Genomic DNA, 17,559 nt, shown 5'->3' on the forward strand with positions numbered 1-17,559 from the left:
GGCACCCGAGCCCGCGCCCCAGCCGCCGCCGCCGCCGCCGCCGCCGCCGCCGGCACGACAGCCGGCCCCCGCGCCACCGGTCGTCGCCGACGAAGCCCCGCCGGAACCGGCGGAAGCGGCGCCCGCCGCGGAACGCGCGGAGGTCGAGCCGGTTCCGCCGCAGGCCGAGGAGCCGCCGACCCAGGCGCCGGCCCTGCAGGAGCCCGAGCCCATCGCCCAGCCGGAACGCATCACGCTCGAACCCGAGCTGGAGACCGTCCGCCCCGAGCCCTTGCCGCTCGATCTCGGGCCGGTCGCCTATCCGCCGCCCCTGGAGGTCGCGCTGCCCGAGCCCGCGCCGGCGGTCGAGCCGGAAACGGCCGAGGCCCTGGCCGCGCTCGAGCAGGCGGTCGTCGAGACGCCGGCGGAGCCCGCGCCGGAGCCCGAGCCCGTGCCCGCCGAGCCGGAGGCGACGGCGGACGCTCCCGAGCCCACGGCCGCGGAGCCGGAGGTCGCGGCCGACGTGCCCGAGGTCGAGCAGCCGGACGTTGTGTCCGAGCCCGTCCCGCCACTGGAGCTGACGGTCGAGCGCGAAGCGCCGCCACGGCCCGTTCCGCTCGACATCGCGGTCGAGGACGTGCCGGTGCGCACTGAGCTGGCGCCGCCGACGCTGGAGATCGCGCAGGAGGAGCCCGCGGAGCCGGCTCCGGCCGCACCCGCGGAGGCGCCCGCGCCCGACGAACCGGCGACGGCCGTCGTCGATGCGCCCGATCCGGAGGCGGCACCCAGCCCGGCCGCTGTGGCGTCCGAGGCGTCCGAGGCGCCCGCACAGATCGCCGCGGACGCGCCCGCCGCAGTGCCGGCCGAGGCGGAGGCGCCCGCACGCGATCCCGCGCCCGCGGCCGACGACTGGGACGCGGCGGCGCAGCCGCGCCCGGGCGTGTCCCTCAGCGAGAGCAGCCTGCCGCGCCTGTACACCAAGGACGGCGCGCTCAACGTGGACGGGACGCTGGCCGAGCGCATCGACGACGCGGCCGCGGCCGAGGCGGGCGTCACCGACTTCCACATCCCGAATCTGGACAAGGTCGGCACCTTCCGCCGCCCGCCGCCGATCGACTACGAGCCGACGCGCTTCGACGATTACTGGGTGCCGCACCGCAACCTGCTGGAGGAGTGGGTCGCACAGGGCATCAGGCAGGTCTCGATCCCGATCCCCGGGACGGGCTACCGCCTGGTGTGCGTGGTGTCGGTCCTGCAGTTCGGCGGCGGCTGCGGTCTCGCCTCGACGGGGCAGCCGCGCAATCCGCGTCCGCCGCCGGACGTGCCGGTGCCCAGCCTGCGTCTGCCCGACGCGCCGCCGCCCGGGGTCGTGCCGCCCGCCGATCCTTCGGTGTGCCGCGCGCTGCGCCAGGCGGTGCTCGGCGCGCGCAGCGCCTCGGAGCTGGAGTCGGCGCGTGCGGCGGCGATCGCCCGCGGCTGTACGTCCTGACCCCGAAACGGCGAAGGCCCCGCCGGAGCGGGGCCTTCGTCGAAGCCGGTCGTGCGTGTCGCGGTCAGCGCATGCGGCTGAGGTCGACCAGGCTGCCCTGCTGCGATGCGTAGTAGGCGGAGATCTCGCGGATGTCGCTGTCGCTCAGGTTCTGCGCGAAGGGCTGCATCTGCGGGTTCTGGCGCGCGCCGGAACGGTAATCGTGCAGCGCCTTCTCCAGGTAGTCCTGGTACTGCCCGGCCAGCTTGGGATAGCTCGCGTCCAGCGTCTCGTTGCCGGTCGCGCCGTGGCACTGGGCGCAGGCCTTGGCCTTCTCGGGGATGTCGGCCGGGAAGCCCTGGCCGAACGCCGGGGAGGCGGCCGCCAGCAGCAGGGCGGTCAGGGAAGCGTGGATGCGGACGTTCATCGGGCACCTCCGCCCAGGGTGGAGAGGTAGGCGGCGAGATCGGCGATGTCCTGGTCCGAGAAGCTCTCGGCCTGGGCGCGCATGGTCGGGTGGCGACGGTTGCCGTCGCGGTACTCGATCAGGGCGGCGGCGAGGTAGGCCTCGTTCTGCCCGCCGATCAGCGGCACGTGGTAGTGCGGGTAGGCGTTGCGGTAGCCCGCGACGCCGTGGCAGCCGCTGCAGGTGAAGGCGAGGACGTTTCCGCGCTCCACGTCGCCCACCACGGCGGGCGGCTGCTGCGGATTGCCCGGAGACTGCTCGACGATCGACTCCGCAGTCTCGACGGCGGCCTGGGCCTCGGCGGTCGTCGCGTCGTCTTCCTGGGCGCGCGGGGCGGAGAGGGCCAGCAGACACAAGGTCAGGCCGGCGGCGAGTTGCAAGGTTGGCTTCATCGACGGTGGTCCGGGACGTGGCGGTGCAAAACAAAGCGGCAAGTATAGCCGGCGTGCAACGGGTTTCCGCCAGCATCGGGCGGCGGGAGGCCCGGATCGCGCGGCCGTGCCGTGCGCGGGTGCCGGCCGGACGGGTGCGTGCCGCGACCGCGCGGCGATTCCGGCAGGCGCCCCACATCGCGGCCCGGCGCTGCCGGGGAGCCGCTTCGATGGCCTTTGCTCGAAAGCCCCGGAAGCCGGAACGCCGCATGGCGCCTCATCCGGGCGCGCGCCGCTCTGCCACGCGCGCGGTCCAGTGCGTGCGCCGCCCGCCGCGCAGGCGCCTTTCCGCAATGCCGCGGTGGGATACTCCCGGCCCCGCTTCCAGCCTCCCCGTGCCGGGTCCTGACCTTCGGCACATATCGGCGTGCTCGCAGGTCATTACTGTTTTACATGCCTACAACACCAAAACGATCACGAGCCCCCATGAACGCCACCCACCCATCCCGCTTCCGCCCGTTCATGCTCGCTGCCTGCTGCGGGATGGCGCTCGCCGCCTGTGGCGGCAAGGGCGGGGAGAACGCGCCCGGCGATGCGGCAGCCCCGGCCAAGGCCGCCGCGGCCGTGCCGGTCGAGGCGGCACTGGTCGCGCGGCGTCCCATCGCGGCCAGCTACATCACGACCGCCGCGCTGGAGGCGCCGGGCGAGGCGCAGGTGGTGGCGAAGACCTCCGGCGTGCTGCTCGAGCTGATGGCGGAGGAGGGCGACCGCGTACGCGCCGGACAGGTGCTCGCGCGCATCGACCCCGACCGCCCGCGGCTCGACGTGGCGCGGACCGAGGCCACCCTGCGCAAGCTCGAGAGCAACTACGCGCGCTCCCAGCAGCTGGCCGAGCGCGGCCTGGTCAGCGCCGACGCGAACGAGCAGCTCCGCTACGACCTCGCGGCCGCCCGCGCGGCCTACGAGATGGCGCGCCTGGAGCTGTCCTACACCACGATCACCGCGCCCATCGACGGCGTGATCGCGCAGCGCATGGTCAAGACCGGCAACCTGATCCAGTTGAACAGCGCGCTGTTCCGCATCGTCGACGACTCGGCACTGGAGGCGGTGCTCAACGTGCCGGAGCGCGAGATGGCGATCATGAAGCCCGGGCAGGCCGTCAGCCTGCGCGCGGACGCGATGCCGGGCCGGGTGTTCGAGGGGCGCGTGGCGCGGGTGAGTCCGGTCGTCGATGCCGGCAGTGGCACCTTCCGCGTGGTCGCCGCCTTCGACGGCGGCGGCGAGCTCCGGCCCGGCATGTTCGGCCGCATCGCGGTCACCTACGACCAGCGCGAGGACGCGCTGACGGTGCCGCGCGCGGCCCTGCTCGAGGACGAGGGAACGCCCGCCGTCTATGCGGTCCGCGACGGCAAGGCGGTGCGCACCGCCGTGGAGGTCGGCTACACCAGCAGCGACCTGGTGGAGATCCGCGGCGGTCTGGCCGACGGTGAGCGGGTGGTCACCGCCGGCCGTCTCGCCCTGCGCGACGGCGCCTCCGTCGAGGTGATCGGCGATGGCGGCCCCGCCCAGGTCGCCGGGGCGGAGCCGGCCGCGGCCGCCGCTGCAGCGGCCGGAGCGCCCCGGCAATGAGCCTGATCGAGACCTCCACCCGCCGCCGCGTGACGGTGGCGATGGCGACCGTCACCCTGGTGCTGTTCGGCCTGATCGCGCTGCGCGACCTCAAGGTCAACCTGCTGCCGGACCTGAGCTATCCCACGCTCACCGTGCGCACCGAATACACCGGCGCCGCGCCCTCCGAGATCGAGACCCTGCTGACCGAGCCGGTGGAGGAGGCGGTCGGCGTGGTCAAGAACCTGCGCAAGCTGCGTTCGGTCTCGCGCACCGGCCAGAGCGACGTCGTGCTCGAGTTCGCCTGGGGCACGGACATGGACCGCGCGGGCCTGGAGGTGCGCGACAAGCTCGAGACGCTCAACCTGCCGCTCGAGGCGAAGGCGCCGGTGCTGCTGCGCTTCAACCCCTCGAACGAGCCGATCATGCGGCTGGTGCTCTCCGCCGCCGCGGACGACCCCGCCACCCGCATCGCCACGCTGACGCGGCTGCGCCGCTATGCGGACGAGGAACTCAAGAAGCGCCTGGAGCCGGTCGGCGGCGTCGCTGCGATCAAGGTGTCCGGCGGCCTCGAGGACGAAGTGCAGGTGCTGATCGACCAGCAGCGCCTGGCCCAGCTCGACATCCCGATCGCCACCGTCATCGACCGTCTCCGGCAGGAGAACATCAACGCCTCCGGCGGCCGGCTGGAGGAGGGTTCGCAGCGCTACCTGGTGCGCACGGTCAACCAGTTCGCCAGCATCGAGCAGATCGGCGACATGCTGGTCACCACCCGCGCCCAGGGCGGCGGCAACAGCGCGCAGCAGGAGGCGGCGGCCGCCGCCGCGCGCGTGGCCGCGCTCACCGGTTCGCCCGACGCGCTCGCCGCGGCGGCCAGCGCGCAGTCGGCCGCGTCCAGCCAGGGCGCAGGCACCGCGGCCGGCGGCCTGCCGGTGCGGCTGCGCGAGATCGCCACGGTCGCGCAGGGCTACAAGGAGCGGGAGGCCATCATCCGGCTCGGCGGGCAGGAGGCGGTCGAGCTGGCGATCTACAAGGAAGGCGACGCCAACACCGTGACGGTGGCCGACGCGGTCTCGGCGGCCCTGGCCCGCGTGCGCGCCGAGCTTCCCGAGGACGCGACCCTGACGGTGGTCGAGGACCAGTCGATCTTCATCCGCAAGGCGCTGGCCGACGTGCGCTTCGACGCCCTGATCGGCGGCCTGCTGGCGATCCTGATCATCTTCTTCTTCCTGCGCGACAGCTGGAGCACGTTCGTCATCTCGCTGTCGCTGCCGGTCTCCATCGTCGCGACCTTCTTCTTCATGCAGCAGTTCGGGCTGAGCCTCAACGTCATGTCGCTCGGCGGCCTGGCCCTGGCGACCGGACTGGTGGTCGACGACTCCATCGTGGTGCTGGAGTCCATCGCCAAGGCGCGCGAGCGCGGGCTGTCGATCCTCGCCGCGGCGGTCGAGGGCGCGAAGGAGGTGAGCATGGCGGTCGTCGCCTCCACGCTCACCATCGTCGCCGTGTTCCTGCCGCTGGTGTTCGTCGAGGGCGTCGCCGGCCAGCTGTTCAAGGACCAGGCGCTGACCGTGTCCATCGCGATCATGGTCTCGCTGGTGGTCTCGCTGACCCTGGTGCCCATGCTGAGCTCGCTCAAGGGCCGGGCGCCGCTGGCCTTCCCGGAGGAGGCGCCGCGTGCGCCCTGGCAGCCGCGCGCGCGCTGGCTGCTGCCGCTCGCCCTGGTGCGCCGTGGCATCGGGTGGTTCGTCAGGACGGCCACCTTCGTCGTCGGCTACGTCGTCACCACGGTCTTCCGCGCGGTGGGGCGCGTGCTGGGCGGGGCGCTCGGCATCGCCGGCACCTGGGCGATGAAGCCCTACGACCGTGCGGCCGCAGGCTATGGGCGCCTGCTGCCGCGGGCGATGCAGCGCCCCGGGCTCGTGCTCGGCGTCGCCGGGGCCGCCTTCCTCGGCGCCATGGCGCTGGTGCCCACCCTGGGTCTGGACCTGATCCCGCAGCTCGCCCAGGACCGCTTCGAGATGACCGTGAAGCTGCCCTCGGGAACCCGCCTGTCCGAGACCGACGCGCTGATGCGCGAGGTGCAGGCGCGGCATTCGGGCGACCCGGGCATCCACGCGCTCTACGGCGTGGCCGGCAGCGGTACGCGGCTCGACGCGAACCCCACCGAATCCGGCGAGAACATCGGCAAGCTCACCGTGGTGCTGGCGCAGGGCGAGGGCAGCGACACCGAAGCGGCGCAGATCGAGCGGCTGCGGGAGACCATGGCCGACTACCCGCGCGCCGAGGTCAAGTTCGGGCGCCCGGAACTCTTCAGCTTCTCCAAGCCGCTGGAGATCGAGCTGCGCGGCAACGACCTCGACCGGCTGGAGCCGGCGGGCCGCAAGCTCGCGGCCATGCTCGCCGGGTCGGACCGCTTCGCCGACGTCGAGTCGAGCGTGCAGGAGGGCTTTCCCGAGATCCAGATCCGCTTCGACCAGGAGCGCGCGGCGGCGCTGGGCCTGACCACCCGGCAGATCGCCGACATCGTCGTGCGCAACGTGCGCGGCGAGGTGGCGACCCGCTACAGCTTCCGCGACCGCAAGATCGACGTGCTGGTGCGCGCGCAGGAGGGCGATCGCGCCTCCGTCGCCGACATCCGCCGCCTCATCGTCAACCCGCAGAGCGCGCGTCCGGTCACGCTGGACGCCGTGGCCGAGGTGGAGGCCACCACCGGGCCCAGCGAGATCCACCGCGCCAACCAGGTGCGCGTCGCGGTGGTGTCGGCGAACCTGCGCTACGGCGACCTCGGCACCGCGGTCGAGGAAGTGCGGCGCATGGTCGCCGCCGACCCGCTCGGCGCCGGCGTGAGCCTGCACGTGGGCGGGCAGGGCGAGGAACTGCAGGACTCGGTGCGTTCGCTGTTGTTCGCCTTCGGGCTGGCGATCTTCCTGGTCTACCTGGTGATGGCCTCCCAGTTCGAGTCGTTGCTGCATCCCTTCGTGATCCTGTTCACCGTGCCGCTGGCCATGGTCGGCGCGGTGCTGGCGCTGGCGATGACGCGCTCCTCGCTCTCGGTGGTGGTGTTCATCGGCCTGATCCTGCTCGTCGGCATCGTGGTCAAGAACGCGATCATCCTGATCGACAAGGTGAACCAGCTGCGCGAGGCGGGCGTGCCCAAGCTCGAGGCCATCCTCGAAGGCGCGACCTCGCGCCTGCGCCCGATCGCGATGACCACGTTGACCGCGCTGTTCGGCTTCATGCCGCTGGCGCTGGCGAGCGGCGAGGGCGCCGAGGTGCGCGCGCCGATGGCGATCACCATCATCGGCGGCCTCGCGGTGTCGACCCTGCTGACCCTCGTGGTCATCCCGGTGGTCTACAACCTGCTCGACCGCCGGCCGGACGAGTACTACGTGCGGCGTGCGGCGCCCATCGCGTCCTACGACGACGAGGGCGTGGTCGGCGAAGGCGTACGCGCATGAACGCGCCCGCCCCGCCCCCGCAGGACGGGCGCCCCGAGCGCGGCGGCTGGTCCGTCGCCGCGCTGAGCCTGAAGCGCCCGGTCACCGCGATCATGTTCTTCGTGACGCTGGTGGTCATCGGCCTGCTCGCCGCCCTGCGCCTGCCGCTCGAACAGTGGCCGGAGATCAGCCCGCCCTTCGTCGTGGTGGAGCTGCCGTATCCCGGCTCGAACCCGCAGGAGGTCGAGACCAACCTCGTGCGACCGGTGGAGGAGGCGCTGGCGACGCTTCCCGGCATCAAGCGTCTGCGCTCGTTCGCGCGGGCCGATGGCGGCACCGTGGTGGTGGAACTCAGCGACTGGGACCGCGACGTGCAGATTGCCGCGGCGCAGGCGCGCGAGAAGCTGGACGCGATCCGGGACGAACTGCCGGACGACCTGCAGCGCTATTACGTGCGCAACTTCTCGAGCACCGACCAGCCGGTGCTGCGCGTGCGCCTGGCCAGCAACCGCGACCTGACCACCGCCTACGACCTGCTCGACCGGGAGATGAAGCGCCGCATCGAGCGCCTGCCCGGGGTGGCGCGGGTGGAGATCTCGGGGGCGCCGCCGAACGAGATCGAGGTCGCGCTCGACCCGGACCGCCTCGCCGCCCACGGCATCGCCCTGAACAGCCTCGCCGAGCGCCTGCGCGCCACCAACTTCTCGGTGTCGGCCGGCATGATCGACGACGACCACGGGCGCCGCCTGCGCGTGCAGCCGGTGGGGGAGCTGCGCGATCTGGACGAGCTGCGCGGCCTGGTCGTCGCCGACAACGGGCTGCGCCTGGGCGACGTGGCCGAGGTGCGCTTCAAGGCGCAGCGGGTGGACTACGGGCGCCGCCTGGACGGCCGGCCGGCGGTGGGCATCGACGTCTACCGCGAACGCACCGCCAACCTGGTCGAGGTGTCGCGCGCGACCCTGCGCGAACTCGACGCCATCGCCGAGGAGCCCGCCTTCGAGGGCATCCGCTTCAACCTGATCGAGAACCAGGGCGACAACGTTACCAGTTCGCTCAAGGAGCTGGGCGAGTTCGGCGCGATCGGCATCCTGCTGTCGGTCGTGGTGCTGTTCTACTTCCTGCGCCACTGGCCGTCGACGCTGATGGTGACGCTGGCGATCCCTATCTGCTTCGTCATCACCCTGGGCTTCATGTACTTCTTCGGGATGACGCTCAACATCCTGACGATGATGGGCCTGCTGCTGGGCGTCGGCATGCTGGTCGACAACGCGGTGGTGGTGGTCGAGAGCATCTACCAGGAGCGCGAGAAGGTGCCCGGCGACCCCGCGCGCGCATCGCTCGTGGGCACGCGCAACGTCGCCATCGCGCTGTCGGCCGGCACGCTCTGCCACTGCATCGTGTTCCTGCCCAACCTGTTCGGCCCGTCCAACAACATCAGCATCTTCATGGTGCAGCTGGCGGTGACGATCTCGGTCTCGCTGCTGGCCTCCTGGCTGGTGGCCGTCAGTCTGATTCCGATGATCTCCGCGCGCCTGAAGACGCCGCCGGCGGCCGTCGCGCGCAAGGGCGCCGTCGCGAGACTGCAGTCGGGGTACGCGCGCCTGCTGCGCTTCACCCTGGAGCACCGGGGGCTGTCGGTCGCCGGGATCGTGCTGATCGTGCTGGTCAGCCTGGTGCCGGCGAAGATGACCCGGTTCGACATGTTCGCCGACGAGGGCGGCCGCGAGGCGCAGATCGGCTACAACTGGCGCGGCTCCTACTCGCTCGCGCAGATGTCGGAGGAGATCCGGCGCGTGGAGGACTGGCTGGACGCCAACCGCGAGCGCCTGGAGATCACCCAGATCTACTCCTGGTACAGCGAGCAGGGCGGCGCCGCGACCATGCTCCGGTTCGCGGAGAAGGGGCGCGACGTGAAGGCGATCATGGAGGACATCCGCGAGGGCGCCCCGAAGTCGGCGCGCATGCGGCTGAACTTCCAGCAGGGCGGCGACGGCGGCGGCGATCCGAACGCGGTGCGGGTGAGCCTGGTGGGCGATTCGCCCGAGGCGCTGCGGGAGATCGCCGAGTCGATCGTGCCCATGCTGGCGACGCGGCCGGAACTGCGCGACGTGCGTGCCGACGCCGGCGACGGCAGCAGCGAGCTGATGGTCCGGGTCGACCGCGAGCGCGCTGCGCAGTACGGCTTCGGCGTGCAGGAAGTGTCGAACTTCGTCGGCATCGCGCTGCGCGGCACCCAGCTCCGCGACTTCCGCCGCGGCGAGACAGAGGTGCCGATCTGGGTGCGCTTCGCGGGCGCCGAGCAGTTCCGCGTCGAGGACCTGTCCGGGCTGACCCTGCGCGCGGACGACGGCCGCAGCGTGCCGCTGCTGTCCCTGGTCGAGGTGGACGTGCGGCCCTCGGCGAGCCGCATCTCGCGCACCGACCGCCAGACCATGCTCGGCATCGACGTCAACCTGGCGGAAGGCGTCACCGTGCCGGACGCGCGCAGGGCCATGGAGGCGGTGCTGGGGACGGTCACGCTGCCCGACGGCTACCGCTGGACCTTCGACGGCGCCTTCCAGCAGAACGACGACGCCGGTGCGCAGATGATGTTCAACCTGCTGCTCGCCATGGTGATGATCTACGTGGTCATGGCGGCGGTGTTCGAGTCGCTGCTGTTCCCGGCCGCGATCATGTCCGGCGTGCTGTTCTCCATCCTCGGCGTCTTCTGGCTGTTCGCACTCACCGGCACCGTGTTCTCGGTCATGGCCTTCATCGGCATCCTGGTGCTGATGGGCGTGGTGGTGAACAACGGCATCGTGATGGTGGAGCACATCAACGCGTTGCGCCGCTCGGGGATGAGCCGCACCGACGCCCTGGTGGAGGGCAGCCGCGAGCGCCTGCGGCCGATCCTGATGACCATGGGCACGGCCATCCTCGGCATGCTGCCGCTGTGCGTGGCGACCACCCAGCTCGGTGGCGGAGGCCCGCCGTACTACCCGATGGCGCGAGCCATCGCCGGCGGCCTCGCGTTCTCCACCGTGGTGAGCCTGCTGTTCCTGCCGACGATCTACGCCATCCTCGACGACCTGAGCACGGGCACCCGGCGCATCCTCGGCCGGGCGCGTGCGCGCGCGCCGCTGGCGCCGCACGCGGGCTGAGGGCGGAAAGGGCGGGGAGCGCGTGCGCGTCGCTTCCCGCCGCTCGGACACCGGCGCGAGAGGCGCTGGGCAGGGGGCGGCGGGCCCGTGTGCACCCCGGAACACGCGCGGAAGGGGCGCCGAAGGGCGCGCCGCACCCGCGCCTCAGAACAATTGGCGCAGCATCGACAGGCCGCCGGTCCACACGCCGATCGCGGTGCCGAGGCTGGTCAGGAAGAAGTTCAGCAGAATGCGCGACACACGGTTGCGCCACCAGCCGCGGAGCGTGGCGACGTCGTCGCGCAGCGCCATGAAGTCTGCGTAGGTCGGCTTGCGCACCCAGGTCTCGACCAGGGCGCTGACCGTGCCAGAGGCGAGCGCGGGGTGCAGCGGCGTGAGCGGCGAGGCGACGAAGGCGGCGAGGATGCTCAGCGGATGGCCGCCGGCGATGGCGCAGCCGGCGGCACCGAGCAGTCCGGTCGCCAGGATCCAGTGCAGCAGCAGGGTCCCGCCGAGATCGACACCGCCCTGGAGGAAGCCCCAGGCGAAGCCGCCCACGACCAGGATCACCAGCGCGAGGGTGAACCAGGGGATGCGGCTGCCCTCCGGGATGGCGCGGAGCTCCTCGCGAACGGCCTCGGGGGCCCCGGTCTGCGTGCGCAGGTGCTCGCCCACGCCCTTGAGGTGGCCGGCCCCCAGGACCGCGAGCACGTTGCGCGCCCCGTGGCGCTGCGCATCCTCGCGCAGCGCGGCGGCCATGTAGGTGTCGCGCTCGGCGATCAGGCTGCGGTACAGCGCCGGGTTCTCGCGCGCGAACTCGCCGAAGCTGCTCTCGAGCATGTCGCCGGTCTTGAGCGCCTCGATGTCGGCCTCGCTGACCTCCTCGTCGCCGAACAGGCTGAGGAAGAGGCTGGCGCTCAGCTTGGCGCGGCCCCAGAAGCCCAGCTGCGCCATCGTGCGGCGGAAGGTGATGCCGACGTCGCGGTCGATCAGCGCCAGCGTCACGCCGTGCTCCTGCGCGCGCCGCGCCGCGGCCTTGAGTTCGGCGCCCGGTTCGACCCCGAGCTGCTCGGAAAGCCTGCGCTGGTAGGCAGCCAGTCCCAGGTTGGCGGCGAACACCGGCATCCTGCCGCTGCGGATCACCTGCACCAGGTCCAGCTTGGCCATGGCGTCGGGGTCGTCGAGTGCGCGGTGGCGCTGCTCGTCGAGTTCGACCGCGACCATGTCGTAGTGCGCCCCGTCCAGCAGCGCCTCGACGGTCTCCACGCTGCTGCGCGAGACGTGGGCGGTGCCGAGGAGTGTGTAGCGCACGCCGTCGCGTTCGACAATGGCATGCGGCTGTCCCTCGAGCGGAGCGTCGTTCCGGGCGGGGCCGGAGGGAGAGGCGGAACGGTCGTCGGGGCTCATGCGGTCTCGATGCGGGGGCGCGCGGACTGCGCGCCGTGGGCGACGATCAGTCGCGATAGCGGCGCAGGAGGTCGCCGTAGGCGTCGATGCGGCGGTCGCGCAGGAACGGCCAGATGCGGCGCACCTGCTCGCTGCGGCCCAGGTCCACCTCGGCGCGCAGGATCTGCGGGCGGTCGGTGGACGCCTCGGCGAGCACCTCGCCCTGCGGGCCGAGGACGTGGCTCGAGCCCCAGAAGTCGATGCCGGAGGCGCCGAGGGGGGAGGGTTCGTGACCGATGCGGTTGCACGAGAGCACCGGCAGGCCGTTGGCCACCGCGTGGCCGCGATGGCTCAGGATCCATGCCTCGCGCTGGCGCGCCTTCTCGTCGTCGGCATCGTCCGGATCCCAGCCGATCGCCGTGGGATACAGCAGCAGCTCGGCGCCGGCCAGCGCCATCAGGCGCGCGCCCTCCGGGTACCACTGGTCCCAGCACACCAGCACGCCGAGGCGGCCGACCGAGGTGTCGATCGGCTCGAAGCCCAGGTCGCCGGGCGTGAAGTAGAACTTCTCGTAGAAGCCGGGGTCGTCCGGGATGTGCATCTTCCGGTACTTGCCGGCGAGGCTGCCGTCGCTTTCCAGCACCACCGCGGTGTTGTGGTAGAGCCCGGCCGCGCGGCGCTCGAACAGCGACGCCACGATGACCACCCCGTGCTGCTTCGCGAGCGCGCCCAGGCGCTCGGTGCTGGGGCCCGGGATGGGCTCGGCCAGGTCGAACTCGCAGACGTTCTCGTGCTGGCAGAAGTAGGCGCCGTTGTGCAGCTCCTGCAGCAGGACCAGCCGTGCGCCGCCGCGGGCGGCCTCGGCGATGCGCTCGGCGATGACCGCGAGGTTGGCCTCGGCATCGCCGTGGTTGCGCTCCTGGACGAGCGCGACGGGCAGGGTGCGGTGGGACATCGGGAAGCTCCTGGGGCACGACCGCCGCAGGCGCGGCGGTCGGCGGTGATCGGGACGGTTCAGACCAGCCCGTGCGGCAACTGCATCGTGACGCAGTGCAGGCTGCCGTTCTGCCAGATCAGCGGGCGGCAGGGGACCGGGACGATCTCGTGGTCCGGGAAGGCATTTTCAAGCACGGCCTGCGCGGCGGCGTCGGCCGGATCGTCGTAGGCGGGCATCAGGACCGCGCCGTTGACGATCAGGAAGTTGGCGTAGGAGGCGGCCAGGCGGCGCTCGCCGTCCCGGATCGGGCGCGCCCACGGCAGCGGGAACAGCCGGTAGGGCCGGCCGTCGCGCGTGCGCAGGGCGGCGATCTCCGCGGCCATGGCAGCGAGCTCCGCATGGTGGCTGTCGGCCGGGTCGTCGCAGGCCTGGAAGACGATGGCGTCGGGCGCGGCGAAGCGGGCGAGGGTGTCGATGTGGGCGTCGGTGTCGTCGCCCTCGAGGTAGCCGTGGTCCAGCCACAGCACGCGGTCCACCCGCAGCGCGCGGCGGAGGATGGCGGCGACCGCGTCGCGGTCCGCCTCCGGGTGGCGTTCGTGCAGGCAGCGCCAGGTGGAGAGCAGGGTGCCTTGGCCGTCGGTCTCGATGGCGCCGCCCTCGAGCGCGAAATCGATGGTTTCCAGCTCCGCGCCGCCGAACAGCCCCTGCGCGTGCAGACCCTGTACGAGCTGGTCGTCGCGGGTGGCGTCGAACTTCCCGCCCCAGCCGGTGAAGCGGAAGTCGAGCAGGCGGAAGCGCCCCTCGCCGGCGAGGGTGATCGGCCCCGAGTCGCGCAGCCAGGTGTCGTCGTAGGGGATCTCGACGAAGCGCAGGCGCGCCTCGGCGACGCCCGCGGCAGCCAGCCGCCGCGCCGCGCGCGCACGGACCTCCGCGTCGGCGACGCAGACGATCACCTGCTGGCGAGCGGCGATGGCGGCCACCAGCTTCTCGTAGCTGCCCTCGACCGCCTCCAGGCGCTCGGCCCAGTCGGTGTCCTGGTGCGGCCACGCCACCACCACCGCGGACTGGGGCTCCCACTCCGCGGGAAAACGGAACGTCGTCATGAAGACCTTAGTAGGCGGGCTTGGGGCCGATCTCGTTGGCCATGGCCTGGTTGGCCACCACGTCGATCACCCGGTCGCGCTCGAAGTAGACGGTGAACTCGGGATAGACCCAGCGGTTGATGGTGGGCCACTGCGCCTTCTGTCCGCCGCGCGGCTCCAGCCTGCTCGCCGGGGCGCCGTAGCGGGCCTCGACCTGGGCGGCCGTGGTGCCGCGGCTCGGCATGTCGAGCGGCTTGGCCGCCACGCGATCGATCAGCAGGGTGTCGGCCTGCGCGGGCAGGACGACGGCGGCGGACACCATGAGACCAAGCAGGACGGCGCGAAGCATCGGCGATTCTCCGGAGGGGCGCGGGGTGGTTGCGGTGCGGCACGTTCTAGCAGAAGCGGCATGCCGCCGCCATCGAGCCGCGTCGCGGATACGAAAAAGGCCGCTTCCGCGGCCTCGTCGTGCTCACGGCGGCGCGTGGCCGCCGGAGGCTTCAGCGCTGGCGCGCCTTGAAACGCGGGTTCGACTTGCAGATCACGAAGACCTTGCCGCGACGGCGCACGACCTTGCAGTCGCGATGCCGGCTCTTGGCCGACTTCAGGGAGGACAGGACTTTCATGGCGCACTCTCGGCGGGTGTTGGCAAGCCCGCGAGTATAGCGGGAGATTCGGCCTGCGATCAACGGCATGCCCGGGCGCGCGCGGAGCGGGCGGTAGACTAGCGCCTCCTCCCTTGCAAGAAGGCGCCCATGAGCGATCCCGCCGTTCCCGTCCTGACCATCGACGGCCCCTCCGGTTCCGGCAAGGGCACCATCAGCCGCGCGGTCGCCGCGCGGCTGGGCTGGCACTACCTCGATTCGGGCGCGCTCTATCGCGCGGTGGGGCTCGCCGCCGGCTGGGCCGACATCGACTTCTCCGACCATGCGGCGCTGGTGCGCTGCACCTTCGACACCCGGGTCGAGTTCGTGGGCGAGGGCAGCGAGGAGCCCCGCGTCCTGGTGAACGGGACGGACGCCACCCCCGAGCTGCGGACCGAGATCACCGGCGCCGCGGCCTCCGCGATCGCCGCCATTCCCGAGGTGCGGGCCGCGCTGCGCGACCGCCAGCGGGCGTTCCGGCAGCTCCCGGGCCTGGTCGCCGACGGTCGCGACATGGGCACCGTCATCTTCCCCGAGGCCCGCTACAAGGTGTTCCTGACCGCCAGCGCCGAGGAACGTGCCGAGCGGCGATATAAGCAGTTGAAGGAGAAGGGGGTTTCGGTTACTCTCGCCGGTCTGCTGCGCGAGATTCTCGCCCGCGACGCCCGCGACGCCCAGCGTGCGGTGGCGCCGCTCCGGCCCGCCGAGGACGCGGTGCTGGTCGACACCACCGGTACGCCGGTCGACGTCGTGGTCCAGCGCGTGCTCGACCTGGTCGTCCCGACGGCCTGATCGGCCGTCGCCGGCGCCCGATGCCTGCATCGCACGCAGCAGACGCCCCCGGACCGTCGTCCGGTCAACCCACCAGCGGCGATCCCTCGCCGCACAACAGGTGGAGCGTGCGCCGAGCGGCGTCCGCTCCGTGTGTTCAACCGAGACATTCAACATGACCGAATCATTTGCCGAACTGTTCGAACAGAGCCAGGCCAGTCTGGCCAAGCTCAAGCCCGGCTCCATCGTCACCGGCACCGTCGTCGAGGTCCGCGACGACGTGGTGGTGGTGCACGCCGGCCTGAAGTCCGAGGGCATCGTCCCGATCGAACAGTTCCGGAACGAGCAGGGCGAGGTCGAGATCAAGGTCGGCGACCAGGTCAAGGTCGCGCTCGACGCGCTCGAGAACGGCTTCGGCGAGACCGTGCTGTCGCGCGAGAAGGCCAAGCGCGCCATGGTGTGGGACGAGCTCGAGCAGGCGCTCGAGGAGAACGCCACCATCACCGGCCGCATCAGCGGCAAGGTCAAGGGCGGCTTCACCGTCGACATCAAGGACGTGCGCGCGTTCCTGCCCGGCTCGCTGGTCGACGTGCGCCCCGTGCGCGATCCCAGCTACCTCGAGGGCAAGGAACTCGAGTTCAAGCTCATCAAGCTCGACCGCAAGCGCAACAACGTGGTCGTCTCCCGCCGCGCGGTGGTCGAGAGCGAGCACTCCGAGGAGCGCGAGGCGCTGCTCGAGCGCCTGCAGGAAGGCGCGATCATCAAGGGCGTGGTCAAGAACCTCACCGACTACGGTGCGTTCGTCGATCTGGGCGGCATCGACGGCCTGCTGCACATCACCGACATGGCCTGGAAGCGCGTGCGCCATCCGTCCGAGGTGGTCAACGTCGGCGACGAGCTCGACGTCCGCGTGCTCAAGTTCGACCGCGAGCGCAACCGCGTCAGCCTCGGCCTGAAGCAGCTGGGCGAGGATCCGTGGGACAACATCTCGCGTCGCTACCCGACCGGCGCCCGCATGCACGGCAAGGTCTCCAACGTCACCGACTACGGCGCGTTCGTCGAGATCGAGCCGGGCGTCGAGGGCCTGGTGCACGTGTCCGAGATGGACTGGACCAACAAGAACGTCAACCCGTCCAAGGTCGTGCAGGTCGGCGACGAGGTCGAGGTCATGGTGCTCGACGTGGACGAGGAGCGTCGCCGCATCTCGCTCGGCATCAAACAGTGCCAGTCGAACCCGTGGGAAGCCTTCTCGGCGATGCACAAGAAGGGCGACAAGGTCTCCGGCCAGATCAAGTCGATCACCGACTTCGGCATCTTCATCGGCCTGGAAGGCGGCATCGACGGTCTGGTGCACCTGTCCGACATCTCCTGGAACGCCACCGGCGAGGACATCGTCCGCCAGTTCAAGAAGGGCGACGAGCTCGAGGCAGTGGTGCTTGCGGTCGATCCGGAGCGCGAGCGCATCTCGCTGGGCGTGAAGCAGCTGGAGCAGGATCCGTTCGGCCAGTTCATGGCGGCGAATCCGAAGAACAGCATCGTCACCGGTACCGTCAAGGAAGTGGACGCACGCGGTGCGACCATCCAGCTCGGCGACGGCATCGAGGGCTACCTGCGCGCGAACGACATCGCCAAGGAGCGCGTGGACGACGCCACCCAGTACCTGAAGGTGGGCGACACCGTCGAGGCCAAGTTCATCGGCATGGATCGCAAGGGCCGCTCGCTGCAGCTCTCGATCCGCGCCAAGGACGAGGCCGACGTGCAGGAAGCGCTGGCCGAGTACTCGGCATCCAGCGCCGCTGCCGCCACCGGCACCACCAAGCTCGGCGCGCTGCTCCGCGAGCAGCTCGGCAACAAGTCCGAGTAAGGCTGCCGTTCCAAGCAAGACCGCCCGCGGCCCGGCTCAGCCGGGCCGCGGGACCTTCATGGCCGTGTCCACCCCATGTCCTCGATGACCAAGTCCGAACTGATCGAGACGCTCGCGCGTCAGCAGGCCCACCTGAAGGCCGACGACGTCGATCTCTCCGTCAAGACCCTGCTGGAGATGATGAGCAGCGCGCTCGCCAACGGCGACCGCATCGAGATCCGCGGGTTCGGCAGCTTTTCCCTGCACTTCCGGCCGCCCCGCATCGGCCGCAATCCCAAGACCGGCGAGTCCGTCGCGCTTCCGGGCAAGCACGTCCCGCACTTCAAGCCGGGCAAGGAACTGCGCGAGCGCGTGAACAACGCGCCGGTAGACGCTTCCCGCAATTAAACCGCCTCGGCTAGACTGCGCGGCAAGTTCTTGAGCG

13 protein-coding genes and 1 pseudogene are annotated in these 17,559 nt (G+C 71.5%); 7 read left to right on the forward strand and 7 right to left on the reverse strand.

Annotation, left to right across the window (positions count from 1 at the left end; all coding sequences use genetic code 11):
* A partial coding sequence (locus tag ACFO3Q_RS04800) for a hypothetical protein (protein WP_377003500.1) occupies nt 1–1,468 on the forward strand: 1,468 nt, incomplete at its 5' end.
* Nucleotides 1,469–1,532: 64 nt separating this feature from the next.
* On the opposite strand, the gene ACFO3Q_RS04805 is transcribed toward ACFO3Q_RS04800, so the two are convergent.
* Nucleotides 1,533–1,874, reverse strand: coding sequence for a c-type cytochrome (locus ACFO3Q_RS04805; RefSeq protein ID WP_377003501.1), 342 nt, complete (start codon nt 1,872–1,874; stop codon nt 1,533–1,535).
* Nucleotides 1,871–2,305 carry a c-type cytochrome gene (locus ACFO3Q_RS04810; protein WP_377003502.1) on the reverse strand — a complete coding sequence of 145 codons (435 nt, stop codon included), beginning with the start codon at nt 2,303–2,305 and terminating at the stop codon, nt 1,871–1,873. The genes ACFO3Q_RS04805 and ACFO3Q_RS04810 overlap by 4 nt, the downstream gene beginning before the upstream one ends.
* 465 nt (nt 2,306–2,770) lie before the next feature.
* Here ACFO3Q_RS04810 and ACFO3Q_RS04815 point away from each other — a divergent pair, with 465 nt between their 5' ends.
* Genes ACFO3Q_RS04815 through ACFO3Q_RS04825 form a run of 3 tightly spaced genes read left to right on the forward strand, consistent with a single transcriptional unit; the run spans nt 2,771 to nt 10,472 of the window.
* Nucleotides 2,771–3,913, forward strand: coding sequence for an efflux RND transporter periplasmic adaptor subunit (locus ACFO3Q_RS04815; RefSeq protein ID WP_377003503.1), 1,143 nt, complete (start codon nt 2,771–2,773; stop codon nt 3,911–3,913).
* Nucleotides 3,910–7,353, forward strand: coding sequence for an efflux RND transporter permease subunit (locus ACFO3Q_RS04820; RefSeq protein ID WP_377003504.1), 3,444 nt, complete (start codon nt 3,910–3,912; stop codon nt 7,351–7,353). Before ACFO3Q_RS04815 ends, ACFO3Q_RS04820 begins: the two co-directional genes overlap by 4 nt.
* A complete protein-coding gene (locus ACFO3Q_RS04825) occupies nt 7,350–10,472 on the forward strand; it encodes an efflux RND transporter permease subunit (protein ID WP_377003505.1) in 3,123 nt (1,040 codons plus the stop codon). Before ACFO3Q_RS04820 ends, ACFO3Q_RS04825 begins: the two co-directional genes overlap by 4 nt.
* 144 nt (nt 10,473–10,616) lie before the next feature.
* Here ACFO3Q_RS04825 and ACFO3Q_RS04830 read toward each other — a convergent pair whose 3' ends face one another.
* The 5 genes from ACFO3Q_RS04830 to ykgO form a co-directional block, all read right to left on the reverse strand.
* The gene (locus tag ACFO3Q_RS04830) at nt 10,617–11,858 is read right to left on the reverse strand and encodes a TraB/GumN family protein (RefSeq protein ID WP_377003506.1); all 1,242 of its coding nucleotides are present in this window, start codon (nt 11,856–11,858) and stop codon (nt 10,617–10,619) included.
* A 46-nt stretch (nt 11,859–11,904) separates the two neighbouring features.
* Nucleotides 11,905–12,792: a carbon-nitrogen hydrolase gene (locus tag ACFO3Q_RS04835; RefSeq protein WP_377003507.1), complete on the reverse strand. Its 888-nt coding sequence runs from the start codon at nt 12,790–12,792 to the stop codon at nt 11,905–11,907.
* Nucleotides 12,793–12,851: 59 nt separating this feature from the next.
* On the reverse strand, nt 12,852–13,877 hold the full coding sequence (locus tag ACFO3Q_RS04840) for an agmatine deiminase family protein (protein WP_377003508.1): 1,026 nt from the start codon (nt 13,875–13,877) through the stop codon (nt 12,852–12,854).
* 7 nt (nt 13,878–13,884) lie between these two features.
* The gene (locus ACFO3Q_RS04845) at nt 13,885–14,205 is read right to left on the reverse strand and encodes a hypothetical protein (RefSeq protein WP_377003509.1); all 321 of its coding nucleotides are present in this window, start codon (nt 14,203–14,205) and stop codon (nt 13,885–13,887) included.
* Nucleotides 14,206–14,356: 151 nt separating this feature from the next.
* Complete coding sequence (gene ykgO, locus ACFO3Q_RS04850; RefSeq protein WP_029213509.1) at nt 14,357–14,482, reverse strand: type B 50S ribosomal protein L36; 126 nt, start codon at nt 14,480–14,482, stop codon at nt 14,357–14,359.
* Between the two features lie 129 nt (nt 14,483–14,611).
* Between ykgO and cmk the strand changes: the two genes are divergently transcribed.
* The 3 genes and pseudogenes from cmk to ACFO3Q_RS04865 all read left to right on the forward strand — a co-directional run.
* Entirely contained in the window at nt 14,612–15,292 is a 681-nt protein-coding gene (cmk, locus tag ACFO3Q_RS04855; protein WP_377003510.1) for a (d)CMP kinase, read from the forward strand.
* Between the two features lie 154 nt (nt 15,293–15,446).
* Nucleotides 15,447–17,135, forward strand: coding sequence for a 30S ribosomal protein S1 (gene rpsA, locus ACFO3Q_RS04860; RefSeq protein WP_377003511.1), 1,689 nt, complete (start codon nt 15,447–15,449; stop codon nt 17,133–17,135).
* 33 nt (nt 17,136–17,168) lie between these two features.
* A pseudogene (locus tag ACFO3Q_RS04865) lies at nt 17,169–17,522 on the forward strand (integration host factor subunit beta); the annotation flags it as partial.
* Nucleotides 17,523–17,559: the final 37 nt, after the last annotated feature.

Source organism: Coralloluteibacterium thermophilum (assembly GCF_042654365.1).
Taxonomy (GTDB): domain Bacteria; phylum Pseudomonadota; class Gammaproteobacteria; order Xanthomonadales; family Xanthomonadaceae; genus Coralloluteibacterium; species Coralloluteibacterium thermophilum.